At 65.6% G+C, this 19313-nt stretch carries 18 protein-coding genes; 15 read left to right on the top strand and 3 right to left on the bottom strand.

All coding sequences use genetic code 11. The features are described 5' to 3' along the window. The first annotated feature begins 101 nt into the window (after positions 1 to 101). Entirely contained in the window at positions 102 to 536 is a 435-nt protein-coding gene (locus ABZ827_RS14555) for a hypothetical protein (RefSeq protein ID WP_357237073.1), read from the top strand. A gap of 76 nt (positions 537 to 612) precedes the next feature. Then, positions 613 to 1266, top strand: coding sequence for a Uma2 family endonuclease (locus ABZ827_RS14560; RefSeq protein WP_357237075.1), 654 nt, complete (start codon positions 613 to 615; stop codon positions 1264 to 1266). A gap of 20 nt (positions 1267 to 1286) precedes the next feature. On the opposite strand, the gene ABZ827_RS14565 is transcribed toward ABZ827_RS14560, so the two are convergent. After that, a complete protein-coding gene (locus ABZ827_RS14565; RefSeq protein ID WP_357237077.1) occupies positions 1287 to 2183 on the bottom strand; it encodes a serine hydrolase in 897 nt (298 codons plus the stop codon). Continuing rightward, positions 2180 to 3055 (bottom strand): LysR family transcriptional regulator, encoded by an 876-nt coding sequence (locus tag ABZ827_RS14570; protein WP_357237079.1) that lies wholly within the window; start codon positions 3053 to 3055, stop codon positions 2180 to 2182. Before ABZ827_RS14570 ends, ABZ827_RS14565 begins: the two co-directional genes overlap by 4 nt. A gap of 163 nt (positions 3056 to 3218) precedes the next feature. Between ABZ827_RS14570 and bla the strand changes: the two genes are divergently transcribed. After that, positions 3219 to 4166, top strand: coding sequence for a class A beta-lactamase (bla, locus tag ABZ827_RS14575; protein ID WP_357237081.1), 948 nt, complete (start codon positions 3219 to 3221; stop codon positions 4164 to 4166). A 584-nt stretch (positions 4167 to 4750) separates the two neighbouring features. On the opposite strand, the gene ABZ827_RS14580 is transcribed toward bla, so the two are convergent. After that, positions 4751 to 5392 carry a pentapeptide repeat-containing protein gene (locus tag ABZ827_RS14580; RefSeq protein WP_357237083.1) on the bottom strand — a complete coding sequence of 214 codons (642 nt, stop codon included), beginning with the start codon at positions 5390 to 5392 and terminating at the stop codon, positions 4751 to 4753. Between the two features lie 453 nt (positions 5393 to 5845). Between ABZ827_RS14580 and ABZ827_RS14585 the strand changes: the two genes are divergently transcribed. The 12 genes from ABZ827_RS14585 (at position 5846) to ABZ827_RS14640 (ending at position 19279) form a co-directional block, all read left to right on the top strand. Further along, positions 5846 to 7381 (top strand): SMP-30/gluconolactonase/LRE family protein, encoded by a 1536-nt coding sequence (locus ABZ827_RS14585; RefSeq protein ID WP_357237427.1) that lies wholly within the window; start codon positions 5846 to 5848, stop codon positions 7379 to 7381. Positions 7382 to 7389: 8 nt separating this feature from the next. Beyond that, a complete protein-coding gene (locus tag ABZ827_RS14590) occupies positions 7390 to 8235 on the top strand; it encodes an SDR family oxidoreductase (RefSeq protein WP_357237085.1) in 846 nt (281 codons plus the stop codon). 142 nt (positions 8236 to 8377) lie between these two features. After that, on the top strand, positions 8378 to 9697 hold the full coding sequence (locus ABZ827_RS14595) for an aromatic ring-hydroxylating dioxygenase subunit alpha (RefSeq protein ID WP_357237428.1): 1320 nt from the start codon (positions 8378 to 8380) through the stop codon (positions 9695 to 9697). A gap of 39 nt (positions 9698 to 9736) precedes the next feature. Continuing rightward, the gene (locus ABZ827_RS14600) at positions 9737 to 11560 is read left to right on the top strand and encodes an NAD(P)/FAD-dependent oxidoreductase (protein WP_357237086.1); all 1824 of its coding nucleotides are present in this window, start codon (positions 9737 to 9739) and stop codon (positions 11558 to 11560) included. Next, positions 11557 to 12474: an SDR family NAD(P)-dependent oxidoreductase gene (locus ABZ827_RS14605; protein ID WP_357237088.1), complete on the top strand. Its 918-nt coding sequence runs from the start codon at positions 11557 to 11559 to the stop codon at positions 12472 to 12474. Before ABZ827_RS14600 ends, ABZ827_RS14605 begins: the two co-directional genes overlap by 4 nt. Before the next feature lie 2 nt (positions 12475 to 12476). Beyond that, positions 12477 to 14183 carry a thiamine pyrophosphate-binding protein gene (locus tag ABZ827_RS14610; protein WP_357237090.1) on the top strand — a complete coding sequence of 569 codons (1707 nt, stop codon included), beginning with the start codon at positions 12477 to 12479 and terminating at the stop codon, positions 14181 to 14183. Next, positions 14183 to 15619 carry an aldehyde dehydrogenase family protein gene (locus ABZ827_RS14615; protein ID WP_357237092.1) on the top strand — a complete coding sequence of 479 codons (1437 nt, stop codon included), beginning with the start codon at positions 14183 to 14185 and terminating at the stop codon, positions 15617 to 15619. The genes ABZ827_RS14610 and ABZ827_RS14615 overlap by 1 nt, the downstream gene beginning before the upstream one ends. Positions 15620 to 15630: 11 nt before the next feature. Then, positions 15631 to 16161 (top strand): nuclear transport factor 2 family protein, encoded by a 531-nt coding sequence (locus ABZ827_RS14620; protein WP_357237094.1) that lies wholly within the window; start codon positions 15631 to 15633, stop codon positions 16159 to 16161. A 9-nt stretch (positions 16162 to 16170) separates the two neighbouring features. Continuing rightward, positions 16171 to 17034, top strand: a complete 864-nt coding sequence (locus ABZ827_RS14625; RefSeq protein WP_357237096.1) for an SDR family NAD(P)-dependent oxidoreductase — start codon at positions 16171 to 16173, stop codon at positions 17032 to 17034. Positions 17035 to 17066: 32 nt separating this feature from the next. After that, positions 17067 to 17621 (top strand): nuclear transport factor 2 family protein, encoded by a 555-nt coding sequence (locus ABZ827_RS14630; protein ID WP_357237098.1) that lies wholly within the window; start codon positions 17067 to 17069, stop codon positions 17619 to 17621. Between the two features lie 22 nt (positions 17622 to 17643). Continuing rightward, on the top strand, positions 17644 to 18468 hold the full coding sequence (locus ABZ827_RS14635; RefSeq protein WP_357237100.1) for a TauD/TfdA family dioxygenase: 825 nt from the start codon (positions 17644 to 17646) through the stop codon (positions 18466 to 18468). Positions 18469 to 18538: 70 nt separating this feature from the next. Further along, a complete protein-coding gene (locus ABZ827_RS14640) occupies positions 18539 to 19279 on the top strand; it encodes an SDR family NAD(P)-dependent oxidoreductase (RefSeq protein WP_357237102.1) in 741 nt (246 codons plus the stop codon). The last annotated feature ends 34 nt before the right edge of the window (positions 19280 to 19313 follow it).

Raw genomic sequence — 19313 nt, forward strand, 5'->3', positions numbered from 1 at the left:
GGCGGTCGATGACCCCGGTGGCGGAGCACATATCGGGGTCACGCGAATTCGAATATCCGTCCGTAGACGCCCTGACCTGCGGCCTGTCATGATCGGTCAGTATGGACGGTATGCGGATCGGCCGGTGGGCAGTGGTGGCGGGACTTCTGATATCTGCGCCGGGTTGCGCCGCGTCGGCCGGGCCACAACCCGGTTCGGTGCCCGCGGAACTCGGCACCGAGTTCACGCTGGCGGTCGGCGATACCGGACTCGTCGACCACGACCGGGTGGCGGTGCTGTTCCGTGAGGTGGCCGAGGACAGCCGGTGTCCGGCCGGCGCGGATTGCGTATGGGAAGGCGATGCGACCGTCGTGACCGAGCTGACGGTGGACGGCACCCGGTCACCGGCCGAACTCCATTCCAGTGGCCGGTTCGCCACCGAGGTGACATCCGGCGGCTATCGGGTGGCATTGCGCGCGGTGCACCCGGAGCCGCCGCGGAGCGGACAGCTCCCACCGTCCGCCTATCGGGTGGACCTGCTGGTCACCCGGGCATAACCACGCGACGAACCTACTCGTGCCCCGGTATCGCTCCGGGGCCGGGCCGGCCTCCTCCGCCGCTACCATAAAGAGCATGTCCCGCCCATCCATCGAACAGCCCGACCTCCCGGAGTTCATGACCTGGGAGGAGCTCGAGCGTCTTCCGGAGGAGATCGCCGGGCAGATCGAGTTGTGGGATGGGCGCGTCGTCTGGGTTCGTCGTGGTCCGGCCGAACATCAGGCATTCACCTTCTCGCTGACAGCCGCGCTGAAACGGTGTGCCCGCGAAGCGATGTCCGGTAATCCACAGCGCTGCCTGCGGGTCGATTTCGAGACGAATGTCTTCTTCGGTTCCCAGGGGAAATCCGATTTCGTCACCCCGTACTTTCTCGCCTATCGTTGTCTCGACGGTCCGTACCGGGATATCCGCGCCACCGATGTGCTACTGGTGGGTGAGGTGCTCTCTCCCTCGAATACCCAGACCGATATGGACGAGAAGAAATCGCGCTACGCGAAGGCCGGTATCCCGTGGTATTGGGAGGTGACTCTGGCCCGCGAAGCGAGCGCGATCGCGATGGTGCGTACCTTCGCTCTGGAGGCCACTCACGGCCGCCTTCCCGCCGGTGTCCACCCGTTGTACCCCGCGAATTACTTGCTGACCGGCAAATGGACACCGAAGGATTCGGAACGAATCGCCGTCGACCACCCATTTCCGATCGATATCCCCTGGCCGGAACTCGCTTTCTGAAGCCTTGACGCCGCCCCCGATCATTCCGCCGGTAGCGCGCGGCGCAGTTCGGTGACCGCTATCCGGGCCGCTTCGGCGATCGCGGCATCGACCGCCGGTAAGGCCGGGTCGGCGCGGGCAGCGCGGGTGAACACCGCCACCGCGACCGGGTACTCACCGGGGAATTCGACCACGGCGACCTCGTTGCGGATGATGCCGATGGTCCCTGTCTTACCGGCGACGGAAACCCCGCGATGCGGGAATCCCGCCGCGATCCGGTGCGGCCATACCTGGCGGCGCATCACCGCTTTCGCGAAATCCGTTTGCCGCGCCGAAACCACCTCACCGCGCCACAGGGACGACAGTAGCCCGGTCATTTCCTCCGGTGTCGTCGCGCTCGTATAGGCGGGGTCGTAGGCGGAAACCGTCCAGGCCTCATCGTTGTCCGCGAGCGCCGCGAACGCTTCGAGCGTGCTGTGGGTATCGGTGTCCTCGATGAGACCGCGCTGGATATCCGCGGTCCCGCCCACCAACCGGGTCCGGGTGAGTCCGAGCGAAGCCAGCAGTTCGTGCACCCGGCCGAGACCGATCTCGCCCAACAGCAGATCCGCTGAGGCGTTATCGGACACCGTCATCATCGAGGTCGCCAGATCGCGGCGGCTCATGGTGACCGGGTCGTGCAGCGCGGAGACCCCGGTGGGTCCGGGAGTGCATTCCGCCGGAACGAGGGTCAGCCGCTCCAACGGGTCGAGACGGCCCGCGTCGACGGCCCGGCAATAGGCGAGCAGCAGGGGAAGTTTGTACACCGACGCGGTCACCACCCGGTCCGCGCCGCCGATCGAAACCTCCTCGCCGCTCTCGTCGCACCGCCGGGCGTGGAGGCGTCCGGTACAGCCCGCGTCGGCGAATACCGCGCGAATACGGTCGGTCGCTGTCATCGCAGCCGTTCCCGGTAGAGCACCCTGTCCAGGGCATTCGCCTGTTCCTCGGCACCCGCCCGGTGGATCACCCGGCAGCGCAGGGCGACGGCCTGGGGCGCCATCCGCAACCACGCGACGCCCGGGATATCCGACGGTGGGGTCGTGGTGAGACCGAAACTCGTTCCAGCCGCGACGGCGGCGAGCACCGCGCGATCGTCGTGGATGGTGACGGCCGGTACGTCCAAGCCGCGTTCGCGCAGCAGGTCCCGGACGGTATCGGAGGCCGGGGGATTGGCGGCGCGCGGATACGCCGCGTACGTGAGGTCCGCGAGCATCGGGAAGACCGGGCGCTCGGTGGCAGCGCTGCGATGCTCGGCCGGTACGACGATCCAGCGCGGTAATTTCACCACCGGCCGGGCCTCGACGCCGTCGACCAGCGCCGGATGTTCGATCACTGCCACATCGCACAGTCCCGACCGCACCGCCGACACCAGATCGACGGTCGCGGCCACCGTGGTGGACACGGCGTCGCCGCAGGTGTTTCCGGTGCGCAGGGTGGTGACACAGGCGGTGAGGATCCGGTCGGGTAGTGCGGTGGTCGCGCCCCAGTGCACGGTGCCGCGGGTCCGGGCGATGCGCTGGGCTTCGGCCAGCAGCCGTTCCGCGTCGTCGACAAGCAGCCGGGCCCGCGGCAGCAGTTGCCGGCCGGCGGCGGTGAGCACGGCACCCTGCCTGGTCCGGTGGACGAGTTCGACACCGAGCCGGCTCTCCAGCCGCCGCAACCCCTGCGACAACGGCGGCTGTGTCATATCCAGGACGGTCGCGGCCCGTCCGAAATGGCCCTCGTCCGCGATGGCGACGAAATAGCCGAGGTGGCGGATCAGGTCCATAGCCATATTGAACCAGTGGGCCGTCCGGGTGCTGTCCAACTGCGGATTCAGCGGTCAGAACGGGCACATAAACCGGGATCCAGCTGCGGTGATATCCAAATAGAATGATGTGCGGGAGTGTCGGATATTGGCGGCGGGTCCGGAGCCGGTGTGTGCTGCCGATGTGAAACCGAACCGATCCGTATCACCTGCCTCGGCGGGCCGCTCGCTCGTGGCGGTACTGGCCGTGACCGCGTTCGCCGCCGGCGCCTGTGGTTCAGATACCGGCACCGGAACGTCGCCCACACCTTCCTCGATCAGCGAACCGGCCATGGCCGATCTGAGCACCACGCTGATGGAAATCCAGGCGCGGCACAATGTCATGTTCGGGATCGCGGCCTACAGCCCGACCGGCGCGCGGACCTTCGAGTGGAACGCCGACGACCGGTTCGCGATGTGCTCGACGTTCAAGGTGTACGCGGTGGCCGCTCTCCTGCGTCTGGCCGAACGCGGCGAAGTGGACCTGAACGAAAGTGTGCCGATCCTCCGGGACCAGCTGGTCGCGGCCTCGCCGACCACCAGCTACCACGCCGACGAGACTCTGACCTGGTACGATCTATCCCAAGCGGCCATCGTCCGCAGCGACAACACGGCCGCCAATATGATCCTGCGCCGTATCGGCGGGCCGCCCGCGGTGACGGCGATGGCGCGGAAGGTCGGCGATACCGAGACCAGGCTGGACCGCTGGGAACCCGAACTCAACGAAGCGCTTCCCGGCGATATCCGTGACACGAGTACGGCGGCGGCGATGGCCCCGGGGTTGAACCAGTTGATTCTCGGCAATGCTCTTATTCCCGAGCATCGGCGACTGCTCACTGGATGGATGCGTGCGAGCGTCACCTCGGGCGAACGGATGCGCAAGGGGCTGCCGGTCGGGTGGGTGGCGGCGGACAAGACGGGGGCGGGGGGGTTCGGGACGGTGAATGATGCGGGGGTGGTGTGGAGCCCTACCGGTACGTCGGTGGTGCTGGTGATCTTCAGTCGCTCGACTATCGGGTATCCGACGGCGGCGCCCAGTAATCAGGCGATCGCGGATGCCACGACGGCGGTGCTGGAGGCAGTGACGAGCTGATTTGGAGGTAGGGGAGGGGAGGGGATAGGTAGTGGTGATAAGCGGGGGAGGTTGTGAAGGAGCGAGGGGGTTGTGAAGGTAGGGGCAGAGATTGTGAAGGTAGGGAGGTGAGCTAGTCCGCGGTTGGGCTGTGTTTTTGGCGCCGCCTGCGGCGTCGCGGGTTCGGGGCCCCCTTGGTCTCGTTCTTCACTCCCGGCGCTCACTCCCGGCGCTCAGTCGCTGCGCTCCTTCGCTCTGGTCGCTCCAGAACGAGACGGGCCCCGAACCAACAAGGTGGACGGGCCGCATGCGGGGAAACGGGGTGGGATCGGATGTGGACTGACTGGCGGTAGGGGATCAAACGCGCCTGACGGCGGCGGTGAGTTCGGCCGGTCGGTGAGTTTGGCTGGGCGGTGAGTTCGGCCGGTCGGTGAGTTTGGCTGGGCGGTGAGTTCGGCCGGTCGGTGAGTTTGGCTGGGCGGTGAGTTCGGCGGGGCGGTGAGGTTGGGAGGGGGAGGACGGATCTTGCGGGCCGAGGTTGGCTCACTGTGGGGTGGGCCGGCGAGTATCGCGCGGTTGCGGTGGCGCGCGATCACTCGCTGGACTCAGGGCTGCACGACCAGTCCGACGGCGGCGGCGAGTGTGGGCGCGAGGTCCATCAGCTGGGCCGGTGTCACGAGCGCACCGCGCAAGGATTCCACTCCGTCGGCGATGCCGATACTCTGCGCCTGCCGGAAGTCGACCTTCTTCAGTTGAGCGTTGCGCACCGACAGTTCCGATATCTCCGAACCGGGGAAACTCACGTCGGAGAGCTTCGCGCTGCCGAAATCGACATGGCGCAGTACACAATCGACGAACCGCACCTTCGTCAGCCCCGCGCTTCGGAAGTTCACCGAGTCGAGTTTGCAGTCGTGGAACTCCACGCGGCGTAGTTCGGCCCCGCTGGCCTCCACCCCCGACCAGGCGCCCTCGATCACCTCCGCGTCCATCCAGGCGGAATCCGGCATATCCGTCCCGGTGAACCGGACCCCGTGCAGCCAGACGTCGGTGAAGCGCGCGCCGCCCGCCACACCGCGGTCGACGGTGACCGACCGGAAGGCGCACTGGCCGAACGTGGTATGCCGGAGATCCGGTTCGGTCAGGACCGTATCGTCGAACCGGGCACAGTCGTACTCGCGGTCGATATCGAGGGCACCGGCCGGTTCCAGCCACTTCGCGAACGGTAGATCGGCCAGTTCCCGGGACATTCCACTCCTTTGCCGATACCGCTCGATCGATTACGCCGAGATGACCCCCACTGTAGGCGGAGAACCGTGGCCCTCGGCCTGGCAGGGCATCCCAGCGCAACCCCTGACCTGCGAGACGGGAGTTCGCGCTATCTCGGCAGACTTGCTCATTTCCTAAAAGGAGAATGATATTCTCCAAACCGTGGGAGCGGTGGTCGTCAAGCGGTCTACCGTGGCGCCGAAGGTGGTCGCGCCCACTCGGATACCACATGCTCGTATCTATCCTTACAAAGATTGCAATACTTATTGCGCTTGCCTGGTTGGGGCGTTAGATTCCTTACAAAGTCCTCGACATCGAGGCGGATCAGCGCTATCGGCCGGGTCGGTTGGGAGTCAGTCGGAATGTTGCAGCAAGAGGCTCGCTATCAGGGCGGTCAATCGATCGGACTCGCGGCGGGCTGGAGTCAGCGGCGAATGACGCCGCCGAGCCGGCTGTTCGGTGCCAACGGTCTGCGCACCGGGCCGGACGGCCGGATCTACATCGCCCAGGTGACCGGCAGCCAGATCAGTGCCCTCGATATCGATACCGGCGGAATCGAAACCATCAGCGCCAAGGGCGGCGATATCATCGCGCCCGACGATTGCGCCTTCGACCCGGACGGCAACCTGTACGCCACCGAGGTGATGGACGGCCGGGTCAGCGCCCGTAATGCCGACGGCACCACCCGTTTGCTGCGCGCGGATCTGCCCAGCGCCAACGGCATCACGGTGTATCAGGGCCGGTTGTTCGTCAACGAATGCCGGCCCGGCGGGCGGCTCATGGAACTCCCGCTCGACGGTGGCACGCCCCGCATCCTGCTGGAGAACATCGAACAGCCCAATGCCATGGAAGTCGGGCCCGACGGGTTGCTCTACTACCCGGTGATGGGCCTGAACGAGATCTGGCGCATCCATCCCGACGGCGGTGAACCGGAACGGGTCGCCGGCGATCTCGGTGTCCCCGATTCGGTGAAATTCGATGCGGACGGTTTTATCGTCTCCACCCAGGTGGCCTCCGGGCAGGTGTTGCGGATCAATCCGCGTAACGGCGACAAAACGGTGCTGGCGCAGCTCAACCCGGGTCTGGACAACTGCACCCTGGTCGACGGCAGACTGTTCGTCTCCAATTTCACCGGCGAGATCACCGAGATCCTGTCCGGCGGTGCTACGCGGACCACCCTGCCGGGCGGCCTGAACTGGCCGCTGGACCTGACCGTCGGTCCCGACGGGACCCTGTTCGTCGCCGACGGCACCTACTTCTACGCCGTCGGCCCCGACGGACTCCGGACTCTGGGCATGCTGTTCAGTCCGGGCTATCCCGGCTTCGCCCGCGGTGTGACCGCCACCGGACCCGGCGAATTCGTCGTCGCGACCGCCGGCGGTCAGGTCGCGCGCTGGCGCCCCGCGGCCGGTGAATGCGATTTCCTGGCCGGCGCGGAGGCTCCCCTGGACCAGCTGTACGGGATCGAGGCCGGGCCCGGCGGTGCCATCGTCACCACGGAATTCGGTACCGGCCGGGTACTCGGCGTGCGCGGCGACGGCGGGGTCGATGTGCTGGCCTCCGGGCTGAACAAGCCGATCGGTATCGCGTTCACCGCGGACGGCACCTGCCTGGTGGCCGAATCCGGTGCGGGCCGGATCGTTTCGGTGACCCCCGGCGGAGTGGACACCGTGGTGGACGGGCTGGACGCACCGCAGGGCATCCTGATCCGCGGATCGCAACTGCTGATCGTCGATTCCGGTGCGAAGAACCTCGTCGCTGTCGATCTGGAGACCAAGGCTCGTGAGGTCCTCGCCTGGAACCTGCCGGTGGGCGCGCCGCCCGGGGTGACACCGAAACCGCTGCTGGGTATGCCGCCGTTCTCCGGTCCGCAGGGGCCGTTCGCGGGAATCACCGCGGGACCGGACGGGACCCTGTATATCGCCGCCGATGCCGAGGGCAGTGTGCTCGCGTTCCGGAAGGACGGGTGAAAACAACCATGACAGGTGAATTCTTCGGGCTCGACGGGCGCGTGGTGATCGTGTCCGGTGCGGGTGGCGGCGGTATCGGCACCGCGGTGACGAGGCTGGTCGCGCAGGCCGGCGCGACCGTGCTCGGGGTCAGCCGGGGCGCCGAGAACCTGGCGAAACATGTGGAACCCCTGGCGGGCGAGGGCCTGAAGGTCATCCCGGTACAGGCCGACGCCGCCACCGACGACGGTGTCGCCACCGTGCTGGAAGCCGCCCGGCAGGCCGACGGTGACCTCTACGGTCTGGTGAATATCGCCGGCGGTGCCGCGCCCGCCACCTGGATGCCCGCGACGCGAGTGACCCGGGACGACTGGCGGGCGTTGTTCGCGCAGAACCTCGAATCGATGTTCTTCATGAGCCAGGCCGTCGCCGCGGAGATCAAATCGCAGGGGCGCCCGGGATCGATCGTCTCGCTGTCGTCCATCAGCGGGATGAACACCGCACCCTTCCATATCGCCTATGGCACGGCGAAGGCCGCACTGGTCGCCGCGACCCGGACGATGGCGGTCGAATTGGCGCTCAGTGATATCCGGATCAACGCGATCGCGCCCGGCGTCACCGAGACCCCGGCCTCGGGAACCTACGTCGACGAGGACGTCGATCGCGATCAGCGCGCGATCGCCATGGGGCGCCGCGGCCGGCCCGAGGAGCAGGCGGGCGCGGTGCTGTTCCTGCTCTCCCAGCTGTCGTCCTATATCACCGGGCAGACGATCCTGGTCGACGGCGGGCTCAATTTGAAATGGACCCATCTGGGCGCCGACAACACCTCCCTGTTCCTGAAGGACGAGGGATTCCGCGCCGCTATCACCCGCTAGCCACCGATATGTATTGCACCGACACCGACTGTCCCCGGACCCGGGGTGGGAGAACGCCATGAGCGAGCGCAGCGAGCGATCAATCGACACAGCCGAAACCGTCGACGATATCGCCACGAACACCGAACCGCTGTCCGAGCCGATGACGATCGGGGTGGACGCCTACCTGAGTCCCGACTACGTCAGGGCCGAGCGCGACAAGCTATGGCGCAAGGTATGGCAGCAGGTGGGTCGCGTCGAGGAGATCCCGCGTGTGGGGGACTATCTCACCTACGAGATCCTCGACGATTCGATCATCATCGTGCGTACCGCCGAGGACAAGATCCGCGCGTACCACAATGTGTGCGCGCACCGCGGCCGCAAACTGGTCGACGTCCCGCCGGGGGAGCGCAACGCCAAGGGACAGAAGAAACAGTTCGTCTGTGGATTCCACGGCTGGCGCTACGACCTCGAGGGCCGCAACACCTTCGTACCGGAACGCGAGGACTGGCCCTGCGGGCTCACCGAACGTAACGACGGACTGGTCGATGTGCACCTCGACACCTGGGGCGGCTGGATCTTCATCAACCTGGATCCGAATCCGTCGGAAACCCTGCAGGAATACCTGGAACCGGCCGCGACCCTGCTCGATCCGTTCCAGCTGCAGAATATGCGCTACCGCTGGCGGCGCTGGCTGGTGTTCGACTGCAACTGGAAGGTCGCGCTGGAGGCCTTCATGGAGACCTACCACGTGCCCTACACCCATCCGGAGTTCATGAACTTCGGCATGTTCCTGGGCTGGGCGCGGGCACAGGGCAAACACAGCAATATCGGCTACGACGCACCGAAGGGCCAGGAGGAGAGCCAGGGCAAGATCCGCCTCGGCCACGGGCCCGACGCCCGTAAATCCACCATCGAACTGCAGAACTTCACCTGGGAGAACGCCAACACCAACACCACCTGGACCATGGTGGAGGCGGCGCGGCGGCTCACCGAGGAACTCCCCGAGGGGACGCCGGCACCGGAGGTCATGCAGCACTGGCTGGCCTCGGCGCGCGCCGCCGACGAGAAGCGCGGGGTCATCTGGCCGACCGTCACCCCGGCCGATGTGGCGGCGGCCGGTACCGCGTGGCAGATCTTCCCGAACTTCCAGATCGGGCACGCGGTGAACAATATGCTCTGCTACAGCGCGCGGCCCTACGGGTACGACCCGGACAAATGCATTTTCGAGGCCGCGGTCTACGAGCTGTTCCCCGAAGGGGAAGCGCCGGAAACGGAGTGGGTCCACACGCCGCAGGACGATCCGGGCTGGCGCACGGTCCTCCCGCAGGACTTCGACAATATGGCCGCCGTGCAGCAGGGCATGAAGACGGCGGGCTTCTCCGGTCCGAAACCGAATCCGTATCGCGAGCGCAGTGTCGTCAACCTGCACCACAACCTCGCGAAATACATGGGCACCGGTGAACCGCGTGACCTCACCTGACCCGGCGTCGCCGGCCCGATCCACCACCGAGGACTCCGAATGAACAACTGCGCACCCACGCAGACCCCCGAGATCGACCATGCCGAATTACGGGCCAAATACCTGGCCGAACGTGATAAACGGCTGCGATCGGAAGGCCAGCAGCAGTACGTCGCCAGCGAGGACGGGTTCGCCGAGGTATTCGAAGGCGACCCATATACCCCGGTGACGCCGCGGGAACCCATTCACGAGGAAATCGACGTGGTGGTCCTCGGTGGCGGCTGGGCCGGCCTGACCGCGGGTGCCCGGCTCACCCAGGCCGGTGTCGATGATTTCCGGATCATCGAATTGGCCGGTGATTTCGGTGGCGCCTGGTACTGGAACCGCTATCCGGGTATCCAGTGCGATTCCGATGCCTACTGCTATCTGCCGCTGCTCGAGGAAACCGGGTACATCCCGACTCAGAAGTACGCGCGCGGTGACGAATGTTTCGAGCACGCACAGCGTATCGGGAAACATTTCGGACTGTACGAGAAGGCGATCTTCTCGACGATGACGAAATCGCTGGAATGGGATGAGGCGCTGCGGCGCTGGCGGATCGGCACCAATCGCGACGACCGGATTCTCGCCCGGTTCGTCGTGATGGCGCAGGGTCCGTTCAACAAGCCGAAGCTGCCCGGTATCCCGGGTATCAACGATTTCACCGGGCATACCTTCCACTCGGCCCGCTGGGATTACGCCTACACCGGCGGTGATATGAACGGCGGCCTGACCGGTCTGGAGGACAAGAAGGTCGCGGTGATCGGCACCGGCGCCAGCGGGATCCAGATCATCCCGCATATCGCCCGGTCGGCCGAGCACCTGTATGTTTTCCAGCGGACCCCGTCCTATATCAACGAACGCGGTAACGTCCCGACCGATCCGGAATGGGCGAAATCGCTGCAGCCGGGCTGGCAGTTGGAGCGCCGGAAGAATTTCCATACCGCCGCGTTCGAGGCCTTCGCGCCCGGTCAGCCGGATCTGGTGTGCGACGGCTGGACCGAGGTCAGCCGGAATGTGCAGGCCTACCTGGACGAGACGAACAGCTGGGCCGAGGTGACCCCGGAGAAGTTCATGGAGATCCGGGAGATCCAGGACTACCGGGCGATGGAGCGGGTCCGGCAGCGGGTGGACGAGATCGTCGAGGATCCGGCTACCGCCGCCGCCCTCAAGCCGTACTACCGGTTCCTGTGCAAGCGGCCATGTTTCAACGACGAATACCTGCCGACTTACAACCGTCCGAATGTCACCCTGGTCGACGTATCCAAGACCAAGGGCGTCGAACGGATCACCGCCGACGGCATCGTGGCCGACGGGGTGGAGCACAAGGTGGATTGCATCATCTTCGCCAGTGGATTCGAGATCACCACCGATCTGGACCGCCGCTACGGGATCCACCCGTTCACCGGCCGCGACGGACTGTCGCTCTACGAGCACTGGGCGAACGGTTACCGGACTCTGCACGGTCTGACCAGCAACGGTTTCCCGAATATCTTCTTCACCGGGTTCGTCCAGGGCGGGGTGACCGCGAGCACCACGGATATGTTCGATCAGCAGGCCACCCATGCCGCCTACATCATCGGTGAGGCGCTGAACCGGGACGCGAAGGTGGTGGAGCCGACGCCGGAAGCTGTCGAACAGTGGTGCACCACCATCAAGGAAACGGCTGTCGACAACAGTAATTTCCAGCGCGAGTGCACTCCGGGCTACTACAACAACGAGGGTGAGCAGAACATCCGCTCCCATCTCGGCGAACCCTACTGGCCGGGTTTCTACGCCCTGGAAGATTTGTTGCAGGAATGGCGCGGTACCGGGCGCCTCGAGGGTCTGGCTCTCGGCAAATGAGCGCGGAGAAGCGGTTCGACGGCAGGGTTGCCGTCGTGACCGGGGCCGGTCGCGGACTCGGACGTTCCTACGCGCTGCTGCTCGGTGCGCGTGGCGCGAAAGTCGTGGTCAATGATGTGGGCGGCGGTATACCGGGCGGCGATATCGACGCCGGTGTCGCCGGTGGCGTGGCCGCCGAGATCCGGGACGCCGGTGGGGAAGCGGTCGCGAGTGCCGATTCCGTAGCGACTCCGGAGGGCGGCCGCGCGATCATCGATACCGCCCTGAACACCTACGGTCGTGTCGATATCCTCATCCACAACGCCGGCAATGTCCGCTACGCCTCGTTGACCGAAATGACCTACGAGGACTTCGATTCCGTCCTCGACGTGCATCTGCGGGGCGCGTTCCACGTCGTCCGCGCGGCATTCCCGGTGATGCGCGAAGCCGGATACGGCCGGGTGGTCCTGACCTCCTCGATCGGCGGACTGTACGGCAACGAGAACGTCGCCAATTACGCCGTCGCCAAAGCCGGTGTGATCGGTTTGTCGAATGTGATCGCGCTCGAGGGCGCCGAGCACGGGGTGAAATCCAATGTGATCGTGCCCGCGGCGGTGACCCGGCTGGCCGACGGCCTGGACATCTCGAAGTATCCGCCGATGGAACCCGAGCTGGTAGCCCCTGCCGTGGGCTGGCTGGCCCACGAATCCTGCACGGTCAGCGGTGAGATGCTGATCGCGCTGGCGGGCCGGGTGGCACGGGCCTATATCGCGGAAACGCCCGGCGTCTACCGGCCGCAATGGTCGATCGAGGATGTCGGCGAACAGATCGACGAAATACGCGATACCAACGATTCGTGGTTGCTGCCGGTGGTCCCGTCGGCCCACAGCGACCATATCGGCCGGAGCTTCGCAATGGCCATGGGAGGACAGTGAATATGGCGGTCAAGGTTTACGAACGAATTCTGGATCTCTTCGAGGCCGAAGGTATCAACACCATTTTCGGTATCCCCGATCCGAACTTCGTGCACCTGTTCCACCTGGCCGACGAACGCGGCTGGAATGTGATCTCCCCGCATCACGAGGAATCGGCCGGGTTCATGGCCGAAGCGGTTTCCCGGATGACCGGTAAGGCCGCGGTCTGTATCGGCACCCTCGGACCCGGTATGGCGAATATGGCCGGGGCGATGATGTGCGCCAAGGTGGAGAATTCGCCGGTGATCTTCCTGGGCGGGCAGCGCGCGCGGATCACCGAACAGCGGGTGCGCCGCGGGCGGATCCAGTTCGTGAAACAGTCGGGCCTGCTGGAACCCTCGGTGAAATACGCGGCGAGTATCGAATACGCCGACCAGACCGACGAGATCATCCGGGAAGGCCTGCGCAAGGCGCTGTCGGGTGTACCCGGCCCGGTGTATATCGAATACCCCTCGCATGTCATCCAGGAGGAGCTCGACGTTCCGCCGGCGCTGCCGCCGCACCGCTACCGGCTGGTCGGCCAGACGGCGGGTCAGGACAAGGTCGACGAGGCCGCCGATCTCATCCGTAACGCGAAGCAGCCGGTTCTGCTGGTCGGGCACGGGGTGCACACCTCCCGGGCCGGCGCCTCGGTGAAAGAACTCGCCGATCTCATGGCCTGCCCGGTCGTGCAGACCTCGGGCGGCACCTCCTTCATCGAGGGCCTCGAGGACCGCACCTTCCCGTACGGTTTCTCGCCGTCCGCGGTGGAGGCTGTCGTGCAATCGGATCTGTGCCTGGCCATCGGCACCGAACTCGGCGAACCGGTCCACTACGGCAAGGGCCGGCACTGGCTGGAGAACGAAGCCAACCGGAAGTGGGTGCTGATCGAACAGGACCCCACCGCCATCGGTGTCAATCGACCCATCGACGTACCGCTGGTCGGTGATCTGCGCGCCATCGTGCCCCAGCTGTCGGCCGCCCTGAAAGACACGCCACGCACCGCCACACCGGAACTGGCCCGGTGGATCGAACAGGACGCCACCCGGCTGGCCGAGCTCGCCGAATCCGCGCCGTCCGGAATGTCGCCGGTGCATCCGGCCCGGCTGGTCGTGGAGGCCACCAAGGATTTCCCGGCCGACGGGATCCTGGTCCGCGACGGCGGCGCCACCACGATCTTCGGCTGGACCTACACCCAGTGCAAACCGCACGATGTGATCTGGAACCAGAACTTCGGGCATCTGGGCACCGGCCTCCCGTACGCGGTGGGTGCCTCGGTCGCCGACGGCGGGAAACGCCCCGTGCTGATGATCACCGGCGATTCGTCGTTCCAATTCCAGATCGCCGAACTGGAAACCGCCGCGCGGCTGAATCTTCCGCTCGTCACGGTTGTCGCCGTAGACTACGCGTGGGGCCTCGAAGTCGGCGTCTACAAACGCACTTTCGGCCAGGCCTCGCGGGAAACCGCCGTGCACTGGAGTAAAGCGACTCGCCTCGACAAGGTCGCGGAAGGGTTCGGCTGCTACGGCGAATACGTCGAAACCGACGCCGAGATCGCTCCCGCCATCAAACGCGCCTTCGCCAGCGGTAAGCCCGGCGTGATCCACGTAGCGGTGGACCCGAAGGCGAACTCCGAGGAAATGCCGAGCTACGACGAGTTCCGCACCTGGTACGCGGAAGGGATGCAGTAATGCGCGAATACCTGAAGTTCTATATCGACGGTAAATGGGTCGAGCCCGCATCCGATCGAACCTTCGAGGTGATCAATCCCGCGACCGAAGAGGTCTGCGGGAAGGTCGCACTCGGGTCGGCCGCCGATGTGGACGCCGCAGTCGGTGCGGCGCGAGTCGCGTTCCCTGGCTGGGCAGCGAGCACCGTCGCCGAACGACTGGACCTGTTCCGTGCCATCGGCGAGGAATACCAGAAACGCACGGGTGATCTGGCCGCTGCGCTCACCGAGGAGATGGGCGCCCCGGCCGGTCTGGCCGGCGGGTTCCAGGTCGATCTCGCGGCAGGGCACCTGCAGACCGCGATCGAGGTGCTGCGGAACTACCGGTTCGAGGAACAGCGTGGCGCCACCCTTTTCGTCAAGGAACCCATCGGGGTCTGCGGGCTGATCACCCCTTGGAACTGGCCGATGAATCAGATTGCGGTGAAGGTTTTTCCCGCTCTCGCCACCGGATGCACGATGGTGCTGAAACCGTCGGAGCGGTCGCCGTTCACCGGGCAGATCTTTGCCGAGGTGCTGGCTGCGGCGGGTGTCCCGGCCGGCGTGTTCAACCTGGTGCAGGGGGACGGCCCGAGCGTCGGCGTACCGCTGGCCTCGCACCCGGAGGTCGATATGGTGTCGTTCACCGGGTCGACCCGGGCGGGAATCGATATCGCTCGCAATGCCGCCGCCACGGTCAAGCGGGTTACCCAGGAACTCGGCGGCAAGGGCCCCAACATCATTCTCGACGATGATGATTTCGCTACCAATGTCGGCCAGGGCGTTGCAGATATGATGGGCAATTCGGGCCAGACCTGCAGCGCTCCTTCGCGAATGCTGGTTCCCTCGACTCGTATGCAGGAGGCCGCGGCCGCCGCCAAGGCCGCGACGGAGGGGATCACTGTCGGTGACCCCACCGGAGAGGTGGCGGTCGGCCCGGTCGTCGCGGGTTCGCAGTTCGAGCGTATCCAGGATCTCATTCAGAAAGGGATCGACGAGGGCGCCACCGTCGTCGCGGGCGGTCCGGGAAGGCCGGATGGGCTCGAAAAGGGTTATTACGTCAAACCCACAGTGTTCGCGGATGTCACCAACGATATGACCATCGCTCGGGAGGAGATCTTCGGGCCGGTCCTGGTGATCATCGGCTACGACACTGTCGACGATGCCGTCAGCATCGCCAACGACACCGAGTACGGACTATCCGGTTACGTCGCGGGCCGGGATCTGGACCAGGCCCGGGCTGTCGCACGTCGCCTCCGTGCCGGGTCGGTGGGTATCAATGGCGGGTTCGATTTCGGCGCGCCCTTCGGCGGTTACAAGAAGAGCGGTAACGGACGCGAATGGGGTGAAGCCGGCTTCGAGGAATACCTGGAGGTCAAGGGCATCCTCGGCTACGCGCCCGAACCGGCCGAGGCGTAGGGGTACTCGCCGTGGACGCCGACCCCGAAGAAGTCCGGACGATCCTGGCCCACGCCCGAATCCGTGACTGTATCGTCCGGCTCGCGCGGGGCGAGGATCGCCGCGACGCGACGCTGGTGAAGGATGCGTTCTGGTCCGACGCCACCGTGGATTTCGGTATCTTCGACGGCACATTCGACGAGTACCTGAACTGGGTGATCCCCGGATCTCCGGCAGTCGTATCGACCCAGCATCTGCTCGGTCAGACCTCGATCGATCTGCGTGGCGATATCGCGCTGGCCGAAACACAGCTGATCGCGTATCACCGGCTCGATACCGGCACCGAACACCGCGATTCGGTCCTCGGCGGCCGCTATCTGGACCGGTTCGAATCCCGGGACGGGCGGTGGCGGATCTCGCAGCGGATCATGCTGTACGACTGGGCGCAGGACCAGGGCGTTTCGGCGGACTGGTCCCAGGGCGTCATGGGTGCGCCGCTGCGGGATCAGCGGTTCATCGGTCGCGCGAACGGCGACTACAGCGAAGAATTCTTCGGGGATTAGGTGGGCGAGATGGGTTCACTGTCCGGCCGGGTCGCCGTGGTCACCGGCGCAAGCCGCGGTATCGGTAAAGGGATCGCCCTCGCGCTGGCCGGCGAGGGCGCGACCGTCTACGTGACCGGCCGGACGGTCACCGACGGTGAACATCCGCTGCCCGGCACGATCGGTGCGACCGCCGCCGAATGCGGCGAGCGCGGTGGGACAGGTATCGCGGTGAAAGTGGACCACGGCCGCGATGCCGAGGTCGCCGCCCTGTTCGACCGTGTCGAGTCCGAGCAGGGCCGGCTCGATATCCTGGTCAACAACGCCTTCTCGCTGCCGGAGGATCTGACCGATCCGGAGCCGTTCTGGGAGAAACCGCTGTCGAACTGGGAGATGGTCGATATCGGTGTCCGGTCGAATTTCGTGGCCGCCCGGCACGCCGCCCGGCTGATGGTGCCGCGCGAATCGGGTCTCATCGCCGCGATTTCCGGCTACACCGGAGTCTCCTACACCTACGGTGTCGTATTCGGTACCGCCAAATCCGCGGTGGACCGGATGGCCCGGGATATGGCGGTGGAGCTGAAACCGTTCGGCGTCGCCTCGGTATCCCTGTGGCAAGGGCTGACCATGACCGAACGCGCCGAACGCAATCTCGCGATGATTCCGGGGCTGTCCGGCCAGGCGGCCACCACCCCGGCGCACGGCTGCTCTCCGGAGTATCCGGGACTGATCATCGCGGCGCTCGCGGGCGATCCCGCGCTACTGCGACGTACCGGCGGGACTTTCATCACGGCCGAACTGGGTCGCGACTACGGCATCACCGATATCGACGGCCGGGAAATTCCCTCGCTGCGCGATACCCGCGGTGGCCCGATCTGGTCGCCGATCCCGTAACCCCCACGCATCACCGATATTCCGAGGACGCCATGAGCACCGCCACCGACCAGCAGGCCAGACTCGCCGCATTGCTGGACCGTCAGGACATCGTCGACTGCCTGACCCGATTCAGCCGGGGAATGGACCGATTCGATCGCGCCCTGTTCCTCTCGGCATTCCACACCGACGCCGAGATCGCGGCCGGTGATTTCGTGGGCGGGCCGGAGGATCTCTACGCCTGGGCATCGGCGATGCACGACAGCGGGCAATACGCGACCCACCACAATCTGCTCAACCACACCTGCGATATCGACGGCGATACCGCCCATACCGAAACGTACTATCTCTTCGCGGCACGTAATCGCGACGACTCCAATTGGCTCGCCGGCGGCCGCTATCTCGATCGACTCGAGCGACGCGCCGGACAGTGGCGGATAGCTTTGCGCACCAACGCTATCGAATGGTCGGGCGTTGTTCCGACGATGCCCATACCGTTCGCTGATATCCCCGATATCCACGCCAACGGTGTTCCGTCGCGCAGCCCGGAAGATCCTTCCTACACGCGTCCGCTGCGCAATACGCGCCGGCCGAATATTCCGGGCTGAAAACAGGAGTGAGGAGATAGTCATGCCGGCAGTCGCCACGCGAGAACTGAGTGAACAGGTCGGTGTCGAGGTTCTCGATGTCGACGCCGAGCGGCTCGTCACCGATCCTGATCTGCCGGAAATCTGTGAAGAGCTGCTCGAGCGCTACGGAGTTGTACTTTTCCGTGAGTTGCACGCCTCGGACGCGGCGCAGGTCGAGTTCGGCGCGAAACTGGGGGAGCTGGCTGTATTTCCGAAGTTCCCGAACAAGAATGTGATGGAGATCAGTTTCGATCCCGGTAATCCGCTGGCGCCGTATTTCCCGAGCAACGATTTCTGGCATATCGACGGGTGCCTGGACAAGATGATCGCCAAAACATCGATCATGAGTGCCCGGGTGATCACCGAGGAGGGTGGCGAAACGGCGTTTGCCAGCACCTATCTCGCCTACGAGAAGCTGACCGATCGGGAGAAGGAGCAGCTGGCCGATACCCGGGTCGTGCACCGGATGGCGCGGATCCAGAAGCTGAGCCATCCGAATCCCACACCCGAAGAACTCGCCGACTGGGACCGCTGGCCGCAGCGGATCCATCCGCTGGTGTGGGAGCACGAATCCGGCCGCCGATCTATGGTTTTCGGAGCCACTGCTTCCCATATCGACGGCACCGATCCGGCCGGCCGAGAGCTGCTCGACGATCTGGAGCACCGCGCGACCACACCGGACCGCGTCTACACCCACACCTGGTCCGTGGGCGACATGGTTCTGTGGGACAACACGGGCCTGGTGCACCGGGCCTGTGAATTCGACCGTTCACAGCCCCGGCGGATGTCGCGGTCCACAGTGCTCGGATCGGAGCCCATCGCATGAGTGAATCGGGCCCGGAGACGGAAGCCGAGCGTCACCACGCAGGGACTCGCGCACGAGCAGGAGGCACAGCATGACCCGCGTCGCGATCGTCACCGGTGGTGCGTCCGGAATCGGCGGTGCCATCAGTCGTCGCCTGGCCGCGGACGGTGCCGCTGTCGCCGTATTCGATATCAACGGGGAGGCCGCGGCCGCCGCGGCCGCCGAGATATGTGCCGAGGGTGGAAAAGCCGCCGGTTTCGCGGTGGATGTCGCCGATCGAACGGCCGTGGAAACCGGTGTGGCACAGGTCGGTTCCGAGCTCGGTTCGCCCTCGATCCTGGTGAACTGTGCGGGTATCACCGTCTCCGGGCCGTTCCTGGAACTCGATATCGACACCTGGAACCGGGTGCTGGCGACGAACCTCACCAGTGCGTTCCACTGCTGTCAGGTCGTACTGCCCGAGATGGTCGCCGCCGGGTGGGGCCGGATCGTCAATATCTCGTCGTCGAGTACGCACAGCGGAGTGCCCGGTATGGCCGCGTATGTGTCCTCCAAATCCGGGATGATCGGACTCACCAAGGTGCTGGCCCTGGAATTCGGGCGCAGCGGTATCACCGTGAATACCATCCCGCCCGGTTTCATCGAAACGCCCATGATGCGGGGCGCACTGGACAACGGGGTATTCGATCTCGACCGGCAGGTGGCGAATACGCCGGTCGGCCGGATCGGCAGACCGGAGGATATCGCCGCCACCTGCGCGTTTCTGACCAGCGAGGACGCGGGTTACATCACCGGACAGGTGATCGGCGTGAACGGGGGACGGAACACGTGAACGAATCCGGGACCCCGGTGGAAAAGGAGTTGGA

The sequence above is a fragment of the Nocardia sp. NPDC019395 genome, from assembly GCF_040632335.1.
Lineage (GTDB): Bacteria > Actinomycetota > Actinomycetes > Mycobacteriales > Mycobacteriaceae > Nocardia.

Coding starts and splice junctions, on each gene's coding strand:
- ABZ827_RS14555 (WP_357237073.1), top strand. CDS start 102: ATGGACGGTATGCGGATCGGCCGGTGGGCAGTGGTGGCGGGACTTCTG.
- ABZ827_RS14560 (WP_357237075.1), top strand. CDS start 613: ATGTCCCGCCCATCCATCGAACAGCCCGACCTCCCGGAGTTCATGACC.
- ABZ827_RS14565 (WP_357237077.1), bottom strand. CDS start 2,183: ATGACAGCGACCGACCGTATTCGCGCGGTATTCGCCGACGCGGGCTGT.
- ABZ827_RS14570 (WP_357237079.1), bottom strand. CDS start 3,055: ATGGACCTGATCCGCCACCTCGGCTATTTCGTCGCCATCGCGGACGAG.
- ABZ827_RS14580 (WP_357237083.1), bottom strand. CDS start 5,392: ATGTCCCGGGAACTGGCCGATCTACCGTTCGCGAAGTGGCTGGAACCG.
- ABZ827_RS14585 (WP_357237427.1), top strand. CDS start 5,846: ATGACGCCGCCGAGCCGGCTGTTCGGTGCCAACGGTCTGCGCACCGGG.
- ABZ827_RS14590 (WP_357237085.1), top strand. CDS start 7,390: ATGACAGGTGAATTCTTCGGGCTCGACGGGCGCGTGGTGATCGTGTCC.
- ABZ827_RS14595 (WP_357237428.1), top strand. CDS start 8,378: ATGACGATCGGGGTGGACGCCTACCTGAGTCCCGACTACGTCAGGGCC.
- ABZ827_RS14600 (WP_357237086.1), top strand. CDS start 9,737: ATGAACAACTGCGCACCCACGCAGACCCCCGAGATCGACCATGCCGAA.
- ABZ827_RS14605 (WP_357237088.1), top strand. CDS start 11,557: ATGAGCGCGGAGAAGCGGTTCGACGGCAGGGTTGCCGTCGTGACCGGG.
- ABZ827_RS14610 (WP_357237090.1), top strand. CDS start 12,477: ATGGCGGTCAAGGTTTACGAACGAATTCTGGATCTCTTCGAGGCCGAA.
- ABZ827_RS14615 (WP_357237092.1), top strand. CDS start 14,183: ATGCGCGAATACCTGAAGTTCTATATCGACGGTAAATGGGTCGAGCCC.
- ABZ827_RS14625 (WP_357237096.1), top strand. CDS start 16,171: ATGGGTTCACTGTCCGGCCGGGTCGCCGTGGTCACCGGCGCAAGCCGC.
- ABZ827_RS14630 (WP_357237098.1), top strand. CDS start 17,067: ATGAGCACCGCCACCGACCAGCAGGCCAGACTCGCCGCATTGCTGGAC.
- ABZ827_RS14635 (WP_357237100.1), top strand. CDS start 17,644: ATGCCGGCAGTCGCCACGCGAGAACTGAGTGAACAGGTCGGTGTCGAG.
- ABZ827_RS14640 (WP_357237102.1), top strand. CDS start 18,539: ATGACCCGCGTCGCGATCGTCACCGGTGGTGCGTCCGGAATCGGCGGT.